Source organism: Paenibacillus taichungensis (genome assembly GCF_003287275.1).
In the GTDB taxonomy this organism is placed as follows: domain Bacteria; phylum Bacillota; class Bacilli; order Paenibacillales; family Paenibacillaceae; genus Paenibacillus; species Paenibacillus taichungensis_A.
The window spans coordinates 327591-351270 of the sequence record NZ_QEVW01000012.1 but is presented as its reverse complement, the minus strand read 5'-3'; the positions used below and the strand labels follow the sequence as shown (position 1 = coordinate 351270).

General features: G+C 45.0%; 22 protein-coding genes. 17 read left to right on the top strand and 5 right to left on the bottom strand.

The features are described from left to right. Window positions 1-23 precede the first annotated feature (23 nt). From thiO to DC345_RS19715, 5 genes are all read left to right on the top strand, one after another. Window positions 24-1253 (top strand): glycine oxidase ThiO, encoded by a 1230-nt coding sequence (gene thiO, locus DC345_RS19735; protein ID WP_113054513.1) that lies wholly within the window; start codon window positions 24-26, stop codon window positions 1251-1253. Further along, window positions 1250-1453 (top strand): sulfur carrier protein ThiS, encoded by a 204-nt coding sequence (gene thiS / locus DC345_RS19730; RefSeq protein ID WP_113054512.1) that lies wholly within the window; start codon window positions 1250-1252, stop codon window positions 1451-1453. Before thiO ends, thiS begins: the two co-directional genes overlap by 4 nt. 3 nt (window positions 1454-1456) lie before the next feature. Continuing rightward, a complete protein-coding gene (locus DC345_RS19725) occupies window positions 1457-2224 on the top strand; it encodes a thiazole synthase (protein ID WP_113054511.1) in 768 nt (255 codons plus the stop codon). Further along, on the top strand, window positions 2221-3270 hold the full coding sequence (locus tag DC345_RS19720) for a MoeB/ThiF family adenylyltransferase (protein WP_113054510.1): 1050 nt from the start codon (window positions 2221-2223) through the stop codon (window positions 3268-3270). The genes DC345_RS19725 and DC345_RS19720 overlap by 4 nt, the downstream gene beginning before the upstream one ends. Before the next feature lie 161 nt (window positions 3271-3431). Next, on the top strand, window positions 3432-4121 hold the full coding sequence (locus DC345_RS19715; RefSeq protein ID WP_258530722.1) for a winged helix-turn-helix domain-containing protein: 690 nt from the start codon (window positions 3432-3434) through the stop codon (window positions 4119-4121). A gap of 148 nt (window positions 4122-4269) precedes the next feature. On the opposite strand, the gene DC345_RS19710 is transcribed toward DC345_RS19715, so the two are convergent. Next, a complete protein-coding gene (locus tag DC345_RS19710; protein WP_113054509.1) occupies window positions 4270-4770 on the bottom strand; it encodes a C40 family peptidase in 501 nt (166 codons plus the stop codon). A 282-nt stretch (window positions 4771-5052) separates the two neighbouring features. Then, complete coding sequence (locus DC345_RS19705; protein ID WP_113054508.1) at window positions 5053-5694, bottom strand: thiamine diphosphokinase; 642 nt, start codon at window positions 5692-5694, stop codon at window positions 5053-5055. 187 nt (window positions 5695-5881) lie between these two features. Here DC345_RS19705 and DC345_RS19700 point away from each other — a divergent pair, with 187 nt between their 5' ends. Further along, window positions 5882-6550 carry a trimeric intracellular cation channel family protein gene (locus DC345_RS19700; RefSeq protein WP_113054565.1) on the top strand — a complete coding sequence of 223 codons (669 nt, stop codon included), beginning with the start codon at window positions 5882-5884 and terminating at the stop codon, window positions 6548-6550. Between the two features lies 1 nt (window position 6551). Then, entirely contained in the window at window positions 6552-7022 is a 471-nt protein-coding gene (locus tag DC345_RS19695) for a low molecular weight protein-tyrosine-phosphatase (RefSeq protein ID WP_113054507.1), read from the top strand. 158 nt (window positions 7023-7180) lie between these two features. Here the strand turns inward: DC345_RS19695 and DC345_RS19690 are convergent, their stop codons facing one another. Next, window positions 7181-7915, bottom strand: a complete 735-nt coding sequence (locus DC345_RS19690) for an alpha/beta hydrolase (protein ID WP_113054506.1) — start codon at window positions 7913-7915, stop codon at window positions 7181-7183. A 255-nt stretch (window positions 7916-8170) separates the two neighbouring features. On the opposite strand from DC345_RS19690, the gene pdhA reads away from it, so the two are divergent. The 9 genes from pdhA to DC345_RS19645 all read left to right on the top strand — a co-directional run bounded on the left by pdhA (window position 8171) and on the right by DC345_RS19645 (window position 20392). Continuing rightward, window positions 8171-9238 carry a pyruvate dehydrogenase (acetyl-transferring) E1 component subunit alpha gene (pdhA, locus tag DC345_RS19685; RefSeq protein WP_062325382.1) on the top strand — a complete coding sequence of 356 codons (1068 nt, stop codon included), beginning with the start codon at window positions 8171-8173 and terminating at the stop codon, window positions 9236-9238. A gap of 105 nt (window positions 9239-9343) precedes the next feature. Beyond that, window positions 9344-10321, top strand: coding sequence for an alpha-ketoacid dehydrogenase subunit beta (locus DC345_RS19680; RefSeq protein WP_062325380.1), 978 nt, complete (start codon window positions 9344-9346; stop codon window positions 10319-10321). 175 nt (window positions 10322-10496) lie between these two features. Further along, the gene (locus DC345_RS19675) at window positions 10497-11810 is read left to right on the top strand and encodes a dihydrolipoamide acetyltransferase family protein (protein ID WP_113054505.1); all 1314 of its coding nucleotides are present in this window, start codon (window positions 10497-10499) and stop codon (window positions 11808-11810) included. Window positions 11811-11813: 3 nt separating this feature from the next. Continuing rightward, window positions 11814-13229, top strand: a complete 1416-nt coding sequence (lpdA, locus tag DC345_RS19670) for a dihydrolipoyl dehydrogenase (protein WP_024630356.1) — start codon at window positions 11814-11816, stop codon at window positions 13227-13229. A 491-nt stretch (window positions 13230-13720) separates the two neighbouring features. Continuing rightward, window positions 13721-14515, top strand: coding sequence for a thymidylate synthase (thyA, locus tag DC345_RS19665; RefSeq protein ID WP_113054504.1), 795 nt, complete (start codon window positions 13721-13723; stop codon window positions 14513-14515). A gap of 24 nt (window positions 14516-14539) precedes the next feature. Beyond that, on the top strand, window positions 14540-15028 hold the full coding sequence (locus DC345_RS19660; RefSeq protein ID WP_113054503.1) for a dihydrofolate reductase: 489 nt from the start codon (window positions 14540-14542) through the stop codon (window positions 15026-15028). A 625-nt stretch (window positions 15029-15653) separates the two neighbouring features. Further along, entirely contained in the window at window positions 15654-17141 is a 1488-nt protein-coding gene (locus tag DC345_RS19655; protein ID WP_110001192.1) for a glutamate synthase subunit beta, read from the top strand. A gap of 306 nt (window positions 17142-17447) precedes the next feature. Further along, window positions 17448-17915, top strand: a complete 468-nt coding sequence (fur, locus tag DC345_RS19650; RefSeq protein WP_024633997.1) for a ferric iron uptake transcriptional regulator — start codon at window positions 17448-17450, stop codon at window positions 17913-17915. Window positions 17916-18040: 125 nt separating this feature from the next. Beyond that, window positions 18041-20392 carry a type IA DNA topoisomerase gene (locus tag DC345_RS19645; RefSeq protein ID WP_113054502.1) on the top strand — a complete coding sequence of 784 codons (2352 nt, stop codon included), beginning with the start codon at window positions 18041-18043 and terminating at the stop codon, window positions 20390-20392. Between the two features lie 91 nt (window positions 20393-20483). Here the strand turns inward: DC345_RS19645 and DC345_RS19640 are convergent, their stop codons facing one another. Together DC345_RS19640 and DC345_RS19635 are read right to left on the bottom strand one after the other, a co-directional pair. Next, window positions 20484-21251: an HAD family hydrolase gene (locus DC345_RS19640; protein WP_113054501.1), complete on the bottom strand. Its 768-nt coding sequence runs from the start codon at window positions 21249-21251 to the stop codon at window positions 20484-20486. Window positions 21252-21293: 42 nt separating this feature from the next. Beyond that, window positions 21294-22214, bottom strand: a complete 921-nt coding sequence (locus DC345_RS19635) for an ArsR/SmtB family transcription factor (protein ID WP_113054500.1) — start codon at window positions 22212-22214, stop codon at window positions 21294-21296. Between the two features lie 199 nt (window positions 22215-22413). On the opposite strand from DC345_RS19635, the gene DC345_RS19630 reads away from it, so the two are divergent. Next, window positions 22414-23613: an MFS transporter gene (locus tag DC345_RS19630; protein WP_113054499.1), complete on the top strand. Its 1200-nt coding sequence runs from the start codon at window positions 22414-22416 to the stop codon at window positions 23611-23613. Window positions 23614-23680 lie beyond the last annotated feature (67 nt).

Genomic DNA, 23680 nt, shown 5'->3' with positions numbered 1-23680 from the left:
CGCCGAACCAGGGAGATGAGATCATGAGAGAGGAAGCAAGAAGTCGAAGCAGGAATCGTTCAGGCTATCATCCAGGAATCGTATCGGGAAGTAAAGTTGGAGCGGAAGTTCGAGGCAAGCTTCATGCAGAAACCATTATTGTAGGCGGAGGCGTTATCGGTTGTGCCATCGCATATGAACTCGCTACCCGAGGACATGATGTTCTTCTGGTTGAGCGGGCGCGAATTGCTGGGGGAACTTCCTGTGCAGCCGCCGGGATGCTTGCTGCTGACAGTGAGGCATTCACTCATGCTGTAATGGCGAAGCTTGCACGGAAGAGCAGAGCTTTGCTTCATGAGCAGAAGGAACGAATCAGTTCGCTTAGCGGAGTGGAGATGGGACTGCAACAGCATGGTTTTATTACTCCTTTTCGTTCATACAGTGAGGTCACCAGTTACAAAAATAATCGATCGTCTACCTTATCTACAGAACATATTTGGTGGGATCGTGTCGCTGTCCAACAGGAAGCTTCATGGTTAAACAGGGATACGTATGGAGCATATTACAGACCCTCCGAGAGCGAGGTCCTTCCCGTCAATCTAACACAGGCTTATATCAGATCGGCTCAAGCTATGGGTGCGAGGGTGATGGAAGGTGTACAGGATGTCCGTTTGCATACGAATGTAAACGGTGTACAAGGAATCGAGACTTCAATAGGAACAATGACATCGAGAAATGTGATTATTGCTTCAGGGTTACAAGGTGATGAATTGATGAGACATGTTGGCCTGAAATCGCCTATTTTGCCTGTGAAAGGGGAGATTGCAGCGGTGCAGTTTTCACCCGACTATGTCGGTTACAGACCTGACAAAACGGTGTATGCAGAGGATATATATATTGTTCCTAAAGCCAATGGAGAAGTGTGGATCGGTGCAACAAGCCTGCCTGGAAGAACAGACATGAATGTTTCGGTGCAAGGTATTCAGAAGCTGCTTACAGCTGCGACAAATTGGGTGCCTGGCATGAAGGATGCGCATTTTATCCGAGCGTGGGCTGGTGTTCGTCCCTCGACTCCGGATAGATTGCCGTATGTGGGCGCTTGTGAAAGTGTTCCGGGTTTATTCGCTGCTTTTGGACATTATCGTAACGGAATATTGCTTAGTGCGATTACAGCCAGCCTCATTGCTGACTTGATTTATGGCAAAACCTCGGAAGAACTGGGGATTCAGGACCTTTGTCCAGAACGTTTGAACAGAAAGGAGATGTTGCAGTGAACATCATTGTCAACGGACAAACCATGCAAATTGAAGATAGCTTAGATCGTGTGGACAAATTGCTACATTCATTTAATTTGCAAGTAAAAACCGTCGTGGTTGAATTGAATCGTCAAATTTTAACGCGGGAATATCATGAAACGACGGCGTTAAGAGACGGAGACCGAATTGAAATTGTACATTTTGTGGGAGGCGGTTGAATTATGTTGAGGATTGGAAATTATGCGTTTGAATCTAGATTGCTGTTGGGTACGGGCAAATTTTCGGACTTGGAAGTGCAGAGCAAGGCAGTTGAGGCCTCAGGCACGGAAGTTTTAACGTTTGCAGTTCGGCGATTGAATCTGGAAGATCGTCACAAACAGCACTTTCTGGACACACTGGATTTGAAAAAGTATACCCTGCTTCCCAATACAGCGGGTGCTTCAACAGCAGAGGAAGCTGTGCGAATCGCAGAGCTTGCTCGAGCATCAGGACTTTGTGATATGATAAAAGTAGAAGTTATCGGCGATGGAATCACACTGCTTCCTGACCCGATTGAAACCTATAAAGCTTGCGAGATCCTGCTTGAAAAGGGCTTTACGGTACTGCCTTATATTTCAGACGATGTTATTTTGGCCAAGCGATTACAACTACTCGGCGTACACGCTGTTATGCCTGGGGCTTCACCGATAGGGGCGGGAAGAGGGATTATTAATCCCTATAACCTGGAGATCATTATTGAACAAGCCGTTGTTCCTGTTATTGTGGATGCAGGACTTCGTGCACCTAAAGATGCTGCTCATGCGCTGGAGCTGGGAGCTGACGGTGTATTGTTGAATACGGCTGTTTCTGGATCTGGAGATCCGGTGAAGATGGCGAAGGCAATGCGGATGGGGGTTGAAGCAGGCAGACTGGCTTATGAGGCAGGCATGATTCCCATTAAGCGCTATGCAGCAGCGAGCAGTCCCGCGGAAGGAATGGTTCATACATGACTAATCAGACACAATCTTCTGAACAGGGAGACCGCTATTCCAGACAGGAACGGTATGCACCTATCGGTAAGGAAGGTCAGCATAGATTGAATAACAGCAGAGTATTAATTGTTGGAGCGGGCGCGCTTGGTACGGGCATTGCTGAAACACTGGTACGTTCAGGAATTGGCCATATTACCATTGCAGATCGTGACTATGTGGAATGGAGCAATCTACAGCGACAACAATTATATATAGAGCAAGACGCCATTCAGCGAATGCCCAAAGCGATGGCTGCAAAAAAGCGCCTTTCTGACATTAATTCTACCGTTGAGGTTGTAGGTAAAGTGATGGACGTCAGAGTAGACGAGCTGGAGGAACTGGTTCAGAACGCAGACTTGATCATGGATGCCACAGATAATTTTGATACCCGGCTATTAATAAATGATATGTCTCAAAAGTATCGTATTCCGTGGATTTACGGCGGATGTGTGGGCAGTTATGGAATTACCTACACGTTTCTGCCTGGAGAAACACCTTGTTTAAACTGTTTGTTGGGTGAGGTTCCTTTAGGTGGGGATACATGTGATACGTCAGGCATTATCCCTCAGGCAGTGCAGATGGTTACGGCTAATCAGACTGCGGAAGCGATGAAGTTACTTAGTGGCAATGCAGGTGCACTGAGACGCAAGTTGTTATCATTCGATGTGTGGAGAAACGAATACATAGCCATTAACGTCGACGGTGCCCGAAAAGAAGACTGTCCTTCCTGCGGAGTAAAGGCTAGCTATCCGTACCTCTCTTCTTCAAACTTGGAAAAAACAGACGTGTTATGCGGTAGAGATACGGTACAGATTCGCCCTTCACGGCGAATGAATCTGGATCTACAGCATACGGCTGATCGCCTCGGTAAGCTGGATGAAGGCCACGTGGAGGCTAATCCGTTTTTGGTTTCTTTTACAACTGGGGGTCACAGGATGGTCATTTTTCAGGATGGGCGCGTCCTTGTTCATGGAACAAAAGACACGGCAGAGGCGCGTACGCTGGTTCACCGGTACTTTGGTTAAAGAAAAAAACAAATGAGTGTTCTGAGTCCGTTCCTTCCGGGAATGGACTTTTTCATTTTACGGCATGATAAACATACAACAATGCTGCGATGCACATGTGGAGATCAAAAGTAGTTTAAACCAATAAATGTAGCAGCGTATGAGACAGGCCGGGTGAAAAAATGAAAACTTCCATATTACTGGTTGGCAAGGGAGATCTGGTTTCTTTTATTCAAGGCATATTGTGTGCTGAAGGGTACCAGGTCGAGCAAATGGAGTGGGCAGATCTGAACCGTCTTTCTGAATTAACGCTCACGAATCTCAATATGATCATTTTAATGAATGAAGGATGTCATGAAGATACCCTGAAACATGGACTAGAGTCTTTTGTACACATAGGAGTCACTTCTCCTTTACTTGTGATAACTCCCAAGATATCGCCTGAATTAATTGTGGAATTACTCGATTACGGCGCTAATGATGTGATGGAAGCACCTATTCACGGTAATGTGATGATGGCCAGAATTCGAAATTTATTACGCGTGTTCTCGCATGTTTCACAAGAAGACGAAGAAGTCATTGTAGTGCATGATCTCAAGGTCAATCTGCGTTCACGTCGTGTAAGTCGTGCAGGCGAATATCTGATATTGACTCCGAAAGAATACGAATTGCTGGAATTTTTGGCCCGTCATGTGAACGAGGCCTGTCCCCGGAGCGTTATTTTAAGGGAAGTATGGGGATATGATTTTGCAATGGATACCAATGTGGTGGATGTGTATATCAAACATTTACGAGTGAAGGTGGATAAGGGGAGGAGTATCAAATTAATTCATACCGTCCGTGGCATCGGTTATATGCTTCATACCCAATAAAAGAGGTAAAAGAGGTTGTATCGCTGTGCCTAACGCTTGCCCTCCCTCCATATAATTCCAGTTTGGACAGAGAACTTTATGGGGTAAATATAAAAGGACCGGATCACTAGATCCGGCCCCAATCGCTTTGTTGTATTCAAAATATGAGCTACAGTACGCGGCGAGCTTTAATATATGTTTTTTTCCAGTTGCCCGAGTTCAAGTCGGAAAGAGTAACACCTGGTGATCCGTACGTGTGCAGCACTTTTCCGTCGCCTGCATATACGCCTACGTGAGTAATATTGGAGCCTGTAGAGCGACTACCGCTAGAAAAGAAGACCAGATCTCCAACGCGTAGATTTGCTTTAGACACAGCTACGCCTTCTTTGGATTGCTGAACGGATGTACGCGGCAAATCAACACCATACTTTTTAAAGATGTATTTCATAAAAGAAGAGCAGTCAAAATTTTTGGTTGTAGAAGTTGACGCGCCAAATTTATATGGAGTTCCTGTAAAGGTTTTACCATAATTCACGATTTGTTGTCCTGTGGATACAGAAGCGCTTGCTGCCTGTGCAACAGGTGCATTTGTCATTAATACAGCTCCAAAACCTAGTGTAGCGCACAACCCGACGGTTACGGCCTTTTGGACAAAGATGTTTGTTTTCATGTGAGTACCTCCAAAATTCGTTTTCGTTTAGTTGCTAGAGCGAGTATAACAGCTTTGTAACAGCCTAGAAATTGGATGGAACCTCATCATCCTTAGGGCCGCAATGGTTTGGGTTTGTTTATTAAAATACCATTAAAAATGTCAAAAAATTAATCATTGACGAATCTTTATTGTTACAACCATAGAAAATACCCTTGATATATCAAGGGTATTTGTTGTTTTATACGTTTATTATCAGGCTAAATTATTGGTTACAAAAACGTAATAAGTTTAGACGGAAGGTTAATCTTTGCTTTGAATAATGAGTAATAACCCACTATCGATCGAGACGGTGCCAGATTTGCCGAGCAGTTTGTTGCTAATCCCCAAAGATTGTCCCATGCGTATAGTTGCGTGATCTAGCGGGTACATGAAACCTTCCAGTGTAATACCTGTTACTTCATTAGTGAGTGGGAGGAGAGAGATGTACTCATATCCACGGTCTTCCACAAAAGCTTGGGAGGTCGTTAGCATCATATAATTGTGTTCATCCTGCAAAGTACAGGAAATATGATGCTGCATAGCGCGGACCATAATATGTACGTTAGCCAGTGTATGATCCATGCGAGTGCCCGTTGCGCCCAGCATAAGAATGTCAGTAGGCTCAAGATCCAATGCTGTTTCAAATGCCATCTCGGTATCTGTCAAATCCTTATGTACAGGATCGCAGGTGATTATCCGTTCGCTGTTATCTTGTACACGTTCCCGTTCCTGCTCGGTAATGGAATCAAAATCTCCTACTGCGATGTGTGGCTGAATTCCGTTTTCTATTAAGAATAATGCCCCGCGATCTGCTGCGATAATGATGTCATCCTTACCGATTTCTTTTAGAAATTGAGGAGAGAGGTGTCCGCCTGTAAAAATAACAATTCGCTTCTTAGTCATTCTATTTCATCCTTCCTAATCAATAAAGAAACAATTCACTTCTATATAAGGTGTTAGAATGATGCAAAAATCATTCACAAAACCAGTATAATCTACAAAATGTGGTTGCACAATTTCGGCATGCGCGGATACAATGGGTAGAGCGACATGGAGATGACTTGAAAAGTGAGGTTTGAACAGGTTGGACTTGCACATTTTTGAAGTATTCAGCATTATAGGTACCATCGCATTTGCAATGTCCGGAGCTTTCGTGGCAATGGAAGAGGAGTATGACATTTTGGGCGTGCTTGTGCTGGGTCTCGTGACTGCATTTGGAGGTGGAGTCATTCGTAATGTACTCATTGGTGTACCCGTAACCATGCTGTGGAGCCAGGGAATGCTGATTATGCTCGCCCTTATTTCTGTAGCGATTGCATTTGTACTACCTCTTAAGTGGATTAGTCACTGGAAGCGGACAGAAGCGCTGTTCGATGCGATTGGACTTGCAGCATTTGCGATTCAAGGGGCGTTATATGCGACCAATATGGGACATCCCATTAGTGCAGTTATTGTAGCTGCTGTGATGACCGGTATAGGCGGAGGTATCATTCGTGACCTGCTTGCTGGCAGGAAACCATTGGTGCTGCGCGATGAAATTTATGCCGTGTGGGCAATAACAGCTGGTTTTGCCATAGGTATGGGATGGTTTACAACTAACGCCGGACTGTTAATATGTTTCGCAGCAGTTGTATTCTTCCGGATGTGTTCTGTTCATTATAAATGGAAGCTGCCCCGTCGTTCCCTGGTACAAACGGAGAATGTTAAACCTCAGACAGCACCGGCGCCGCTTAACCGCACTTTGAGTAAGGGGGAATAACATGATTAACGTTTTATTTGTATGTTTGGGTAACATTTGTCGCTCACCGATGGCTGAGGCTGTTCTCCGTCATAAAGTGAGTGAAAGAGGGCTTGACCATCAGATTTCTGTGGACTCGGCAGGAACAGGAGATTGGCATGTTGGCAAACCTCCGCATGAGGGGACTCGATCCTTGCTGGATTCATATCAAATTTCTTATGCCAATATGGCAGCAAGACAATTTGAAAGTGCAGACTTCACACAATTTAATTACATTATATGCATGGATGATTCCAACGCAGCTAATGTAAGAAGTGTAACGGGCGGTGAAGATGCGGAAATTATCAAAATGATGGATCTGCTGCCAGACGAGACGCTTCGTGAAGTACCCGACCCGTATTATACGGGCAATTTTGAAGAAGTCTACAGGCTGGTTGATGCAGGTTGCGACGTCTTGTTGGATCGGATTGAAAAGGAATATTCATTGATGTAACAATCAGTTATATTTGCTTGGAATGACAAGTGTGCTATAAGAGAAGAAGCTGGAACGGACAAGCAGGAGAACCTGCTTCTTTTTTGAGTGTTAATGTAAGCGGTATCATAAAGTAGTAAAACAAAAGCGGCATTTCAGCCGCCGTGTTCAATGATCAATTAATTTTCCTGAAGAAAGTATAGCAATGCTTCCGGCAGTTCCTTTTGCCAGAATCCCCATTGGTGATGCCCATCTTTCTCCTGATAGGAGACAAGCGCACCTCGTTTTTCCAGCAAATCACGGGTATCCCGGTTTAATTGAACAAAGTCATACGTGCCGGTGTCGGCTTCAAATGCAGTCTCCTGCAAACCAACAATCATCCAGATCGACAACCAGGACAAGTCTTCAGCTGCAGCGTAGATCTCCTGGGAAGCGGAGTAGTAAGCTCCAGACATGCTGATGACACGTGTGAACAGGTCCGGATAAAGCAGAGCAAGATGAAGCGAAACGCTGCCACCCAGCGAGTCTCCGGCAAGAACACGTTCCTGCGGAGAGCGGCGAACAGGATATTTCTCTTCTACATAGGGAATAATCTCTTCAGCGAAGCATGATGTATATGCCTTGAACCGATCCCCGAAAGGGGCATATTCCTGAGTTCTTACCGACACGTCCACCTGAACTCCTACTATAATGAAAGGTTCGGCTCCTTCGTCGAGAATGATACGGTTGGCAGTGGTGGCGATACGTCCAAAGTTGAAAAATTCTTCACCATCCTGACAATAAACGACAGGGTAGGATAACAATTCGTTATAGCCAGGGGGAAGATAAATTCGTAGTGTGCGCTTCTCTCCGAGATAGCGGCTCTCAATCTCTTCCTTCACAATCGTGCGTTTCAAATAGCGGGAATCCGTCATAAAACGTCACCTTTCTCGGTTAATTTTTGCATTCGACCGCGCAATACGGTAAGATTAACCTTGTGCGGGGATAGGTCAAATACGCAAACATGTATTATGCTGTTATACCAATATTAAGCCCCTGTTATACATACAATCCGGAAGGAAACATAAAAAAATTACGGATATCTTTGACGTATGCAGTGAAACAGGTGTATAATAATATTATAACAGCGGAACTTGATATTCAAATTTTTTGTTGAGGTGAAGAAAAAAATGAGCAAGGTTCCTTATGAAGTATATACGGAGGATGTAGAAGCTCTGTCCGTGCTGTCTCCTGATGGCGAAATCGTTAACAAAGACATGATGCCTAAACTTTCCGACGATCAATTAAAAGAAATTATGTACCGCATGGTATTTACCCGTACTTGGGATGACCGTGCAGTAAACCTGGGCCGTCAAGGTCGTCTTGGTTTCTATGCTCCAGTATCTGGTCAAGAAGCTACAATGGTTGGTAGTGAATTTGCAATTGAAAAAGAAGACTTTGTATGTCCTGGCTATCGTGACATTCCGCAACTCGTGTGGCATGGACTTCCTCTTTATCAAGCGTTCCTGTACTCCCGTGGACACCAACATGGTGGACAAATCCCAGATGGCGTTAATGTATTGATGCCGCAAATCATCATTGGTGCACAAATTCTGCACGCAATGGGTATTGCTATGGGTTACAAATTGAAGAAACAAAAACAAGTTGTAATCACGTATACAGGTGATGGTGGTTCTTCAGAAGGTGACTTCTATGAAGGTCTGAACTACGCTGGTGTTTACAAATTGCCTGTTATTTTCTTCGTACAAAACAATGGTTATGCCATCACAACTCCTTTTGCCAAACAAACGGCAGCTCTGTCCATCGCTCACAAAGCGGTAGCGGCAGGTATCAAAGGTGTTAAAGTTGACGGTATGGACATCTTTGCAGTTATCAAAGCGGTTCAGGAAGCTGCTGAACGTGGTCGTAACGGCGAAGGCGCAACTCTGATCGAAGCAGTAACTTACCGTTTCCGTCCTCACTCCCTTTCTGACGATGCTTCCAAGTATCGTACAAAAGAAGAAGAGGCTGAGTGGAATGCTAAAGATCCAATCGCGCGTTTTGCTAAATATCTGGAGAAAAAAGGTCTTTGGACTGAAGAAGATACAGCACGTGTGAAAGAAGAAGCAAAAGCAAAAGTGAACGAAGAGATCAAAAAAGCGGAAAAAACCGAGAAAATGACGATTTCAGGCTTGATCGACAGCATGTTCGAACAAACGCCTAAGCACTTGGAAGAGCAAAAAGCTGATTTCCAATAAGTTTTTTCCGATAAAGCATAAACATCCGGGACGGGTTCCGGTGTCCCGGTATACATGTATGAATTCAAATGTGAACTGTCAATGTTTAAGGAGGAAATGAAGCAAATGGCACAAATGAACATGAAAGAAGCAATCCGTGATGCGCTTCGCGTGGAGTTGAAACGTGATCCTAACGTTCTGCTTTTCGGTGAAGACGTAGGTAATGTAGGCGGCGTTTTCCGTGTAACGGAAGGTCTGCAAAAAGAGTTTGGCGAAGAGCGTGTATTTGATACTCCACTCGCTGAGTCCGCTATTGGCGGTCTGGCTGTAGGTTTGGGTGTTCAAGGTTTCCGTCCGGTTGCCGAGATCCAATTCGTTGGTTTTATCTTCGAAGCCCTTGACCAAATGGTAGTTCAAGCAGCTCGTATGCGTTTCCGCTCCGGCGGTAAATATAATTCTCCAATCGTATTCCGTACACCATTCGGTGGCGGTGTAAAAGCGGCAGAATTGCACACAGATTCCCTTGAAGGTTTGCTTACGCAAACTCCGGGTATTAAAGTGGTAGTACCTTCTAACCCTTATGATGCAAAAGGTCTGATGATCGCTTCTATTCGCGACAACGACCCTGTATTCTTCATGGAGCACTTGAACTTGTACCATGCATTCCGTGCAGAAGTACCTGAAGAAGATTACACAGTTGAGCTGGGCAAAGCGAACGTTGTTCGTGAAGGTTCTGATGTAACTATCATTACTTACGGTATGATGGTTCACACATCTGTGAAAGCAGCAGAAGAACTCGAAAAACAAGGAATCAAAGTTGAAGTTATCGACCTTCGTACGGTTAGCCCGATCGACATCGATACTATCGTTGCTTCCATTAAGAAAACAAACCGTGCAATTGTTGTACAGGAAGCTCAAAAGAGCGCAGGTGTTGCAGCTGAAGTCATTGCCCAAATCAATGAAAAAGCAATCCTGCACTTGGAAGCACCGGTTCTGCGTGTAGCTGGTCCGGATACTGTATATCCATTTGCACAAATCGAAGATACATGGCTTCCTAACCCAGCACGTATCGTTGCTGCGGTTAACAAAGTCGTAAATTTCTAATTTAATCATCTGACATGCCGCAAGGCGCAGTATGGTGATCCACACCGCAGCGCAAGCTGCACTGTAAACAGCCATTAGCCCCTTGAGTAACAGTTTATTGCACTAGCAGTAACGGTTGTTTCTTGGAGTTAAGGGTTGTTTTCAGGATTGAGACATAATCAAGGAGGTTTTTCAGTTGGCTAAATTTGAATACAAATTCCCTGAACTGGGCGAAGGCCTTCACGAAGGCGAAATCATCAAGATGCACATCAAAGTCGGTGACAAAGTAACTGACGACGACATCATCATGGAAGTACAGAATGACAAAGCGGTCGTTGAAGTACCTTGCCCGGTTAACGGCACAGTAACAGAAGTATTCGCAAAAGATGGCCAAGTTTGCCACGTTGGCGAAGTTGTTGCAATCATCGATGCTGAAGGCGAGCTTCCTGAGCAAGACGACGCTCCTGCAGACGATCAAGAAAAAGATGCAGCTCAAGGCGGAGCTGACACAAGCGGTTCTTCCGCAGCAGCTTCCAGCTCGGATGCAGCTAAAGAAGGCGGAAACAACAGCGTTCCGGCAGTACCTGCCAAAGACGTTCTGGCAACACCAAGCGTGCGTAAATTTGCTCGTGAACAAGGCGTAGACATCGCTCAAGTTAACGGTACTGGCAACAACGGTAAAGTTACTAAAGAAGATGTTGAATCCTTCAAAAACGGTGGCGGTTCTTCCGTAGCGGCATCTTCCGAAGCTCCGGCTCAAGAAGAGAAAAAATCCGCAGCACCAGCAGCTGCTGCAGCTGATCAACGTGTGGAAGAAGAGCGCGTACCATTCAAAGGTATCCGTAAAGCGATCTCCAATGCGATGGTTAAATCGGCTTACACAGCACCTCACGTTACAATCATGGACGAAGTGGACGTAACTGAACTGGTTGCTTTCCGTACTCGCATGAAACCTATCGCTGAGAAAAAAGGTACAAAAGTAACTTATCTGCCATTCATCGTTAAAGCTCTGGTTGCAGCTTCCCGTGAGTTCCCAGCATTGAACGCTATGATCGATGAAGAAGCTAATGAAATTGTATACAAAAAATACTACAACATCGGTATCGCTACAGATACAGACAACGGCTTGATCGTTCCTGTTATCAAAGATGCTGATCGTAAATCCATCTGGATGATCGCTGATTCCATTCGTGATCTGGCAGCTCGTGGCCGCGATGGCAAATTGAGCGCGAACGAAATGAGAGGAAGCACAATCTCCATCAGTAATATCGGTTCTGCTGGCGGTATGTTCTTCACTCCGATCATCAACTTCCCTGAAGTTGCAATTCTCGGAACTGGACGCATCAGCGAAAAAGCCGTTATCAAAAATGGCGAAGTTGTTGCAGCACCTGTAATGGCTCTTTCCTTGAGCTTCGACCACCGTATCATCGATGGCGCAACAGCACAAAACTTTATGAACTACATTAAACAGCTGCTCGCTAACCCTGAGCTGCTTGTTATGGAGGTGTAAGATATGGTAGTAGGCGACGCTTCTCTCAATATCGACACATTAGTAATTGGTGCGGGTCCTGGTGGCTATGTAGCTGCCATCCGCGCTGCTCAACTGGGCCAAAGCGTATTGATCGTAGACAAATCCGAACTGGGTGGCGTTTGTTTGAACCGCGGATGTATTCCATCCAAAGCCCTGATCTCGGCTGCACACCAATATGAGTCTGCATTGCACGGCGAAGCTTTTGGTATCTCTGCTGAGAACGTAAAAGTGGATTTCAGCAAAACTCAAGAATTCAAAAACGGCGTTGTTAAGAAAATGACTGGCGGCGTAGCTGGTTTGCTCAAAGGCAACAAAGTTGAAGTTTTCAACGGTGAGTGCATGTTCATCAACGAAAACGAAGCTCGTGTATTCAACGATCACGAGTCTCCACGTTACAAATTTAAAAATGCAATCATTGCAACAGGTTCCCGTCCAATCGAGTTGAAACCTTTCCCGTTTGGCGGACGCATTCTGTCTTCTACAGAAGCTCTGAACTTGCCTGAAGTTCCAAAAAGCATGATCGTTATCGGTGGCGGTTATATCGGTGCTGAGCTTGGCCAAATGTACTCTAAATTCGGTGCTAAAGTAACAATCATCGAAGGTTTGGATACTGTACTGCCAGGTTTCGATAAAGACATGACTAGCCTCGTAGCTAAAAACATGAAGAAAACAGGCATCGAAATCGTAACGGGTGCAAAAGCTGAAAGTGCTGAGCAAACGGATAAAGATGTAACTGTTAAATATTCCGTAAATGGTGAATCCAAAGAAGTAACTGCAGATTACCTGCTGGTTACTGTTGGACGTCGTCCAAATACTGACGGAGAGCTTGGTTTGGACCTGATTGGCGTAGACGTTGACGAGCGTGGATTCGTTAAAGTTGATCACCAAGGCCGTACTAGCATTCCTCACATCTTTGCAATCGGTGATATCGTATCCGGTCTGGCACTTGCCCACAAAGCTTCTTATGAAGGTAAAGTGGCTGCTGAAGCGATCGCAGGACAACCATCTGTAGTTGACTACAAATGTATGCCTGCAGTTGTGTTCACAGATCCTGAGTGCTCCAGCGTAGGTTACACGGAGAAAGAAGCTAAAGAAAAAGGTTACAAAGTAAAAGCTGGCAAATTCCCTTATGCGGGTAATGGCCGTGCTGTATCTTTGAACCACGCTGAAGGTTTCGTGAAAATCGTAGCTGACGAAGAAAGCGGCCTCGTGTTGGGTTGCCAAATCGTAGGTCTGGAAGCTTCCAACCTGATTGCTGAGCTTGGTCTCGCAATTGAAATGGGTGCTACTCTGGAAGATTTGGCGCTGACTATTCACGCTCACCCTACTTTGGGCGAAATCGTGATGGAAGCTGCGGAACTGGTTATGGGTCACCCGATCCACATCATTTCCCGCTAATATCGTCTAAGCTTCGGATTCGTCCGGCATTATACGTAAATCAGAAGAGACGAATGACGTTAACGCGTTGTTCGTCTCTTTTTTCTGAGCAAAAGCCGAGAAATTCAAGATACGAGTGTATATGATATGATGAAAAGTTACACACTCAAAAGTTTTAGTGAATTGATTTTATCCAACAACTCAATTGTGGTACACTGTAGTAATGATCAGTTATGATGTGGCTCCAAGCCAATCACGGTCTATTTATTTAGTGTTTAATTTAGTTAAACTAAACCTTTACACGAGAACGTAGAGGACAGAAAAAACCTGAAGAAGCGGGGCTAAAAGCTTTCTGAAGGAAAGCTGCATCGGAAGCATACGCTTCGCCTTTATCCCCCGATTTTATACTTTTGAAAAAGGAAATCTAAAAAATCTGGGGATAACAGCGATCGGAAGGTTGTTCTGTCATCGGAGTGGTAAGTGTAAATATTCTTTAGTGAGGGGAATATAATTTGAAAAACTATCTCGATTTATTACAGGATATTCTGGATACAGGCGTGCATAAGGGAGATCGCACCGGAACTGGAACACAATCGGTATTTGGAAGACAGCTCAGATACGACCTATCCGAAGGGTTTCCACTGGTAACAACCAAACGAATCCATCTGAAATCAGTCATTCATGAGTTGTTGTGGTTTTTGAGCGGGGATACAAATATATCCTATCTGAAGGAAAACGGCGTGAAGATCTGGGACGATTGGGCAGACGAGAATGGCGACCTAGGCCCGGTATATGGATCGCAATGGCGTACCTGGGAAGCACCTAACGGGGACAAGATCGATCAGATTGCTGCTGTTATTGATTCGATTAAAAATAATCCGGATTCGCGGCGCCACCTCGTTAGCGCTTGGAATGTGGCAGAGATTAACAACATGAAATTACCTCCTTGTCATTTCGCGTTTCAGTTCTACGTGGCTGAGGGTAAACTATCGTGTATGCTCACCATGCGTTCTGTAGATACGTTCCTCGGGCTGCCATTTAACATTGCCAGCTATGCGCTGCTGACACATATGATTGCCCAACAGTGTGATCTAGAAGTTGGGGAGTTTATTTGGTCCGGTGGGGATGTACACATCTACTCAAACCATGTGGAACAAGTGAAAACCCAATTGGAGCGTGAGCCATTCGCATTGCCTAAGTTAGTTATCAAGCGCAAGCCGGATTCCATTTTCGATTATACGTTTGATGATTTTGAGTTTGAGAACTATCAGCATCATCCGGGTATTAAAGCCCCCATTGCGGTATAACACGGATTGAAGGAGTGTTAATCTTTGAGTATTGAACTTGTATGGGCGATGGGCGAGAATGGTGTCATTGGATTGAATAATTCCATTCCGTGGCGTTTGCCTAAAGATATGGCCTTTTTCAAACAACGTACGCTAAACAAAACGATTATTATGGGACGCAATACATGGGAGTCCTTTGGGGGCAAGCCGCTTCCGCAACGTCGAAATATTGTTGTAACAAGAGATCTAAACTACAAAGCAAATCAGGCTGAAGTGGTGCATACGATTGAAGAGGGTCTGGAAATGACAAAAGGCGAAGAGCTTTGCGTTATTGGCGGTTCTCAGGTCTATCGTGAGTTTTTGCCGCTCGCAGATCGTCTGGTGGTGACCAAAATCCATGAGAATTTTGAGGGGGACACCTTTTTCCCGGAAGTGGATTGGTCGGAGTGGGAGCTAACAGAACAGATCGAAGGCGAGCAAGATGAAAAAAATGTTTATGCATATACGTTTGAGTTCTACGAACGAAAACGGTAAGTGGGACATAAGATGAAGTAGGAGAGCCCAAACTTACGCTATAAACGAAATATAAGGGCGCTGATTTACGAAATATTCGTGAACAGCGTCTTTCCTTTTAAAATTTAAAAGAAATAATTATGAAATGACATACAAATTACATGAATGTGACGCTATATTAACAGAAAAATGAATGAAATACATAGCCTCTAAAACACTCTGTGGTAAAAAAGTATAAAAATTGTGGGGTTTCACCGTTGTAAAGCCCTAAAATCAGTTATTGTTCGGATTTAGGAGCCTAAAACAACAAAAATTGTTGTTTTTAATGACAAATTACCTCACATTTAAATGACGTTTCGTCCGTTTTTTCTTTAATTAAACGCCTGGTTTCATGTAGCCACACCTTAGAAATAACCATTTTAAGGGTATTGACCATGGGGAGACTTGGACGATATGATGTATAAAATACAAATAATTATTCGGATAATCCATTTAATATTCAGCATGCAAAGTGCTACTATAATTGAAATATCTTCGAGAAGATTTTGTGATACAATATACAAAAACTCAAACATGAGTAATCCATTTCATATAGAACCATGCAGATGAAGGGATTAAGACAAGAACGGATGGGGGAAAACGTAAGATGTCTACACCTACTGGATTTATGGAATACAAACGGCAGCTGCCTGCGGACCGCCAACCAGCGGAGCGGGTTAAGGATTGGGAAGAGTTTCATAAACATATGGCTGAAGAAGAGCTCAGAACACAAGGTGCACGATGCATGGATTGTGGTACCCCGTATTGCCATACAGGTATAGATATGACTGGCGGAACGTCGGGCTGCCCTGTGCATAACCTGATTCCAGAATGGAATAATCTGGTGTATCGTGGTTTGTGGAGAGAAGCGCTTGATCGTCTGCACAAAACGAATAATTTCCCTGAGTTTACAGGTCGTGTCTGTCCAGCTCCTTGTGAAGGGTCATGTACAGTGGGACTTATCGGTGAACCAGTAACCATCAAAACGATTGAAGAAGCGATTATTGAAAAGGGTTTTGAAGAAGGATGGGTGGTTCCCCAGCCTCCGGAGAAACGTACGGGTAAACGTGTAGCAGTTGTTGGTTCAGGTCCTGCGGGACTGGCTACGGCAGCTCAGTTGAACAAAGCAGGTCACTCGGTAACGGTATATGAGCGCTCCGACCGTGTCGGCGGGTTGCTGATGTATGGTATCCCTACGATGAAATTGGACAAAAACGTCGTTCAGCGTCGTGTTGATTTGTTGGAAGCAGAAGGCATTCAATTTGTAACAAACACCGAGATCGGTAAAGATATTGCTGCACAGCAACTGGTGGATGATTATGATGCTGTTGTCCTGTGCGGCGGTGCAACCAAACCACGTGAGTTCAATATTGAAGGCAGTGACTTGAAAGGCGTACATTACGCTATGGATTTCCTGAATGGTAGCATCAAAAGTTACCTGGACTCCAATCTGGAGGATGGTAATTACCTGTCAGCACAGGACAAGGATGTTATTGTCATCGGTGGCGGGGATACAGGTTCCGACTGTGTAGCTACATCGCTTCGTCATGGTTGTCGGAGCATTACACAATTTGGTACACATACTCAGGCTCCTATGGAACGGGATCGTATTAACAACCCTTGGCCGCAATTCCCGAACGTATATACTCTTGATTATGCACAGGAAGAAGCGAAAGCATTGTTCGGTGACGACCCGCGTGAGTTCTCCATCATGACGACCAAATTTGTGGGTGATGACGAGGGGAATCTCAAAGAACTTCACACCGTTCAAATCGAGCGTATTGTAGATGAGACGGGACGTAAGATCTATCAGCCGATTCCGGGTACAGAGCGTGTCTTCCCAGCTCAAATGGCCATGATTGCTATCGGTTTTGACGGACCGGAACAGACTTTGGTGGAACAACTTGGACTTGCAACAGACCGTCGTACCAACGTAAAGGCACGTTACGGCAAATACAATACCAATGTGGATAAAGTATTTGCAGCAGGTGACATGCGTCGTGGTCAAAGTTTGGTTGTATGGGCAATTAATGAAGGCCGTGAAGCTGCCCGTGAAGTGGACAAATACTTGATGGGTTCTACAGTTCTCGTATAACGAGTTAATAAGCCGCATATGCATGTGGATTTGCAATTTTGAATAAAATATTTAACTGATACAGCAAAACTCTCGCAATTAGCGGGGGTTTTTGTTGTTTTTTTATGATAACATGAGACGTTCAGCTACAATTATTTTAGACAACTGTGAGGTATAGCATTGCTTTTTATCTCATAAAGATTTATTATTACATTATAATGATTATAAATAAGAGAAATGTAATGACACTTAATTGAAAACTACACAAATTGTGAAATTATAATATCCGGAGGTGCAATCTTTATGGCAAGTTACCGGGACAAGTCCATTTCAGAACAGATCGATGACATTAAAAAACAGTTGGTTGCAAAAGGTTATAAGCTGACACAGCAACGAGAAGTTACAGTACGTGTTTTACTTGAGCATGAGAAAGATCATTTTAGCGCAGAGGAAGTATTTCTGCTGGTGAAGGAGCAATTCCCTGAGATCGGCTTGGCTACCGTATATCGCACGCTTGAACTGCTTAGTGATCTTCAGGTCGTAGAAAAGATTAACTTTGGGGACGGTGCTGCGCGCTTCGACCTGCGAAGTACGGATGGCTCACATCACCATCATCATTTGATCTGCACAGAGTGTGGCACTGTAGAAGAGATTATGGAGGATGGTTTGCTTCGTTTGGAACAACAAATTGAGCGTCAGTATGGCTTTGCCGTTACAGACCATCGGCTTGATTTTCAGGGCGTATGCAAAGAGTGCAGAGCGAAGCAGGCTTTGAATGAACAGGCAGCAGGGTAAATCCAATGGGGAGGATGCTCCCGCAACCAAAATCTGATATAATAAGTTTCAGAAGCAAGGGGCTTCCGTGGGCGGAAGGCCCCTTTTTGCCGTCATCTGGACGGTGAAGGAGGAGAGATGGACGGATGAAGACACTGGTTATTGCGGAAAAGCCCGACATGGGCCGAACCATTGCCGCCGTCATAGAACCAAGAGCCAAGAACAATCGCAATTATTTGGAAGGTGAGCATTACATTATCACCTGGGCGATTGGTCATCTATTGGGACTTGCTGAACCGGATGCCTATGATTCAAAGTACAAGCGCTGGAATATCGGCGACCTGCCGATCATTCCGGATCAGTTCAAGATTGTACCCAATCCCAGAACAAAAGATCAACTGAAAATGATCGGAGAACTTGCGAAAAGGGCATCGGCCATCGTTAATGCTTGTGATGCAGGGCGTGAAGGGCAGTATATTTTTGCCTTAATTCAACAACAGTTGAAGCTGCGTCAGCCTGTCAAACGTCTGTGGATATCGGATCTGACCGCTGAGAGTATTAAACGTGGTTTTGACGGTTTGAAAGATGCCTCGGAATTCGAAAATTTGACCCATGCTGCCAGAGCTCGTAGCGAAGCGGATTGGCTAATTGGCATGAATGCGTCCCGGGCTTTCACTACCCGGCACAATGCCTTGCTATCTGTAGGCAGGGTGCAGACTCCTGTATTGGCCTTGATCTATGATCGGGAAATCGAGATTGAAGCGTTCCAGTCCCAAACCTTTTATGAAGTAGCCGCATGGTTTCGTCAAGAAGGAGTGGAGTACAGAGGTTTACGTCAAGGGGACAAGCTGACAGACCCGGTCGTTGCTGAATCGATTGCTACCAGCGTGAAGGGGAAGACAGGACAGATTACCAAGTATGAAGCAAAACAGACCAAGGAGTATCCATATCGGTTGTATGATTTGACCCTATTGCAACGTGAAGCAAATGCCAAGTATGGATATGGGGCGAAGAAAACGTTGGATATTGCACAGGCGCTTTACGAGAAACATAAGGTGATCTCTTATCCACGGACCAATTCAAACTATGTTACGGAACAGAATATTGAAGGTATGCACAAAACGCTGAATCTGCTTAAAAATGGACCCTATAGTGAACTGGCGCAAGGAGCGAAACCCGAACTTGTTCATAAAGGTAATAAGGGTGTATGTAACCCGTCCAGAGTTGAGGATCACCATGCGATTTTGCCTACATTGAAACGACCGGGTACGTTATCTAAGGATGAACAGAATATCTATGATCTGATTGTAAGACGTTTCTTATCACATTTCTATCCGCCAGCAGAGTATAAACAGCATACCGTGCTCACTGACGTTGAGAAGCACCAGTTCAAGACATCTGTGAAAGAACTGCTGTCACTGGGGTGGAAGGTGGTGCTGGGATCTTCGGATCAGGAACAGACAGGCAAGAAAAAGACAAAGAAAAACAGCAACGAAGAAGAGGAAGCAGAGGAATGGACAGACAAGGCATTTGCTGTTCAACCTGAATTGCCTGTTCAATGTACCAAGAGTGAATTCAAGGAGAAGGCGACACAGCCTCCCAAGAGTTATACTGAGGGAACGTTGCTAAAAGCAATGGAGAGTGCAGGGAAACAGATCGAAAATGAAGAGCTGCGTGATGCAATGAAAGACAGTGGACTGGGTACACCGGCGACTCGTGCGGCAACGATTGAACGACTCAAAAACGTGGGTTACATTACGATGCAGGGCAAAAAGATGCAACTGACGTTGAAGGGTCGGACAGCCATCGAGTTGATCCGTAAGGCAGGCGTTGACCTGTTGACCTCGCCTGAAATGACAGGCCAGTGGGAAAGAAGATTGTACCAAATTTCCAAAGGTGAAGCGGGTCAGGACAAATTCATGGAGAACGTCAAAAAATTTACGATGTCCATTATTGATAAAGTACGTGTGCAGGCACCTGCACCAGCGGATGCTTTTGGGGAAGATACACGTGGGGGGCGGGGTAAAAACAAGGGAGCCAAAACCCAGAAAACCAGCACCAGAACAACTTCTGCCAAGACATCAGGTACTGGCTCGGGTACCAGTGCAGGTTCGAAGACTTCGCGTCAAACGTCGGGAGCTTCATCCAGAACGGCCAGTGCTGCGAATGCGACAGCGGCGCAAAAGCAATCTTCGAATTCGGGCCAGCCTGCTATTCGTGAAACGTTGGCATCCTGTCCGTCACCGGGTTGTAGCGGTCAGATTATTGAAGGCAAGAAGGGTTATGGCTGCACACGTTTCAAGGAAGGCTGCGGGTTTGTCATTTGGAAAGAGTACGTCGGCAAAAAAATTACAAGTACGATGTTAAAAGCGTTGATTGAAAAGGGCAGTACCCAGGTACTCGCTTTTAAACGAAAAGACGGAAGTACGGTGAAGGCGCGTATTATTTTGCAAGATAAGGCAACAGGCAAACTTTCTGCGGAAAGGCAGGAAGCATAAGCTTATTTGTTCCAAACCGTGGTAAGAAGAACGTGAAGCCTGATATACGAGCCTCCATTTAAAGGATAATTACACCAATAAGAAAAGGACCCTATCCAAGGGTCCTTTTTTGTTGCTGCTGTTGTTGTATATTTTCATGGATGACCTTCGGTACCTCTTCCAGGGCAGTAATGGTATACATCGATGTCTCGGGATTAGGTTGAAGCTCTACCATATTGTATTGCCATTCGTTCGGCTGTTTGATATATATGCTATGGATGCCGGCCGTCACTGCTGGCATAATGTCTGTACGCAGTGAGTTTCCAATCATCCAAGTCGCACGACGCTCAAACGGTCCAGTAGAGAGAATACCTTCAAGGGCTTCGATGTTCTTATGTTGCCGAATGTAAATCCGGTCATCGAAATAAGCCGAGAGCTTCATCTGGTCAATCTTCCGCTGCTGAATTACGGTTTCTCCACCTGTGTACAGGTAGAGGGCATGTCCAGCTGATTTGAGATTCTCCAGCGTTTCGACCATATGAGGATAAGGCTCAACCTCTTGGTCGTATACACTCATTCCCAATTTGGTGAGGTAAGATTCTTCTTGTTGAGAGGTGGGTTTTGAGAACTTCTGGGAGAAGTAACGGTAGGTATCAATTAGGGACTGCGGGAAATGGTGACTTGCAAATCCCAGTTTGTTGACCCCGGTTACATCAATCTCCAGCTGTTTCTCCCTAATTTGTTGAACTGTTAGTGCATGTCCGTCAAACCACTCCTGCATGTTCTCGAAGAATTCACCAAGTACCAGGTTGAAATATTTATTGCAGTACACCAGTGTATCATCGAGATCAAACAAAATATGTTGTTTTATTATTTTCATATCCAATTCACTCCTTGCAGCAGCAGCACAGTTGTTCATATTTTATATGCGAATATAAGATTCCAGGAACATATTCAATTCAGATACGCCATCTGGTCGAATACTGTATTTCTCTTTACGATTACTGCCGAGCAGATGGGTTCGTAGCAGCCCGGCGATGCGCAGTGCCATAACCTGATCTTTAACCATATCCTCGTCTTTGCCCAGCTCCTCACACATCTCAGCGAGCGACTTCGGTTCACCTGACACGTAGCGGAGCAGACGGAGTCTTTCCGGGTCAGCCAGGGCATGTGTGAAACGAAGCAGACAGGTTGGTGGTTGGTCTTCATCCTCTTCAGGTGCGTCTACAGGATACTGCATAATCATCATGCCCTCATAGAAGCAGTACATATTAATGGGGCGATTGTGGACGGTTGGAAACAGGATGACTTCATTCAGTCCAGGCATCGGTTCAACGAGAACACCCGCAGTAGCATATTCAATCAGGAGTTCAGGTCCCATTTTATCAAGCAATGTACGTTTCTCTTCAGCGTCTTCCTCAAGCCAGGTACGATAATCCTCACTCATGTTCTGACAGTAATGCTGATCCCAGAGTCGCAAAAGTGGCACATAGCTATCCCGAATACGTGTAGATTCTTCTATTGTAAGATGGGGCAGCAAAACAGATACGCGTGCGAACAGCTCTTCGGCTGTCAGTCCAGCTAGCATATCCAGAAAATCAATATTCTCATTAGAAGTGTTACGGTAGGCCGCCCAGGCAAATAATACGTCAAAGTCATCAAAAGGCCAGGTTGCAGCAGGTGCGAGAGCTGCTCGGACATTGGAACTTAGTTTGCCTTCCACCTCAATGATCCATTCGGGGCCAACATCCAGATGTTGAATCCACTTCTTCGTTACATATACCAAAAAGCTGTTGAGCATTTCATATATCGGTGAAACATCGATTTTAACATGATAAGCCATATGATGCAGAATCCTCCCGTCACATCTAAATGTACGCAGCGACTTAAGTACTATTATGGCTTGTTTTGCAGGGCGTTGTCCACTATAATGTTCAAGTCCAGGGCAAACTCTGGCGTAACCAAACATGATTAATAGAATAGATATAACATCTGAAAGGTCGTCAGTGATGGCGATTTTTCTTTGTATGCTTGCAGGAGGAATGATTTTTGTGTCATCTATAACCACCCCAAAATTATCACATTCTACATCAAACTATCTCATTCTGATTACCGTTATTGTTGTGGCGGGGATCAGCCAGGGACTTTTATTACCAGTGCTCTCGATTTTCTTGGAGCAAAAAGGGGTCTCACCGGGTTTGAACGGATTGAATGCAGCCGCATTGTACGTTGGCTCTTTTGCCATGACACTTGTGGCGGAACGACTGCTGGGAGCTATTGGTTTTAAAAAGCTGATTATCGGCGGACTGTTATTTGTCATGATTCCCCTAATATTGTTTCCTTATTTTCCTGATATCAAAATTTGGTTCATATTGCGTCTCGTCGTCGGAATCGGGGATAGTGCACTCCATTATTCTGCCCAATTATGGGTGCTGCTGGTGACCGCACCCGAAAAACGCGGACGTTACATCTCTTTATATGGCATGTCCTATGGTTTAGGATTCAGTATTGGCCCATTGGGAATCAAACTGCTTGGGTTTGGGGATGCCGTTCCATTCTGGGTATTATTCGTATGTATGGCTGCTGTACTTATCCTTGTATTAATGAAGCTTCCCGATACGAAGCCGGAAAAGGCTGAACATGGACAACTGCCTGAACGCCGTTTCCGTCGGAGCTTGGCCTGGGCATGGTATGCGCTGTTGCCTGCGTTATTGTACGGGTACATGGAAGCCGGGATGAACAGCAATTTTCCGGTATACGGACTGCGGATTGGCTTGGATGCTAATCAGATATCGTCCTTGCTGCCTTTTGTCGGAATCGGTGGTTTATTCCTGCAATTACCTTTAGGCATGTTGAGTGACCGTTTTGGACGTAAGCAAACATTAATGTTTGCCGGGATTACTGGAGGTATCATCTTCATGTTGGTTCCTGTTGCGGGCACACATTTCTTGTGGACACTTGTGCTGCTGACCATAGCAGGAGGTCTGGTAGGTTCATTTTTCTCGCTCGGCTTAGCCTACGCCGCAGATATTTTGCCCAAAGTTCTGCTGCCTGCAGCGAACGTGGTGGCCTCATTTCATTTTACAATCGGGAGCATCATTGGACCTAATCTGGGTGGGCAAGTGATTAACTGGATTTCACCAGGAAGCATGTTTATTTTGCTTGGATTCATGTATCTTCTTTTTGGTGCAGCAGGTATATTATTTCGTCGTAAACCTATGCCCGAATCTGTGGTAAAATAGAAGCTGGTGTTCGCATGGAAATTGATGTCCATTTCCGAGTACACTAGTAGTAGGGAAAAACATGGAC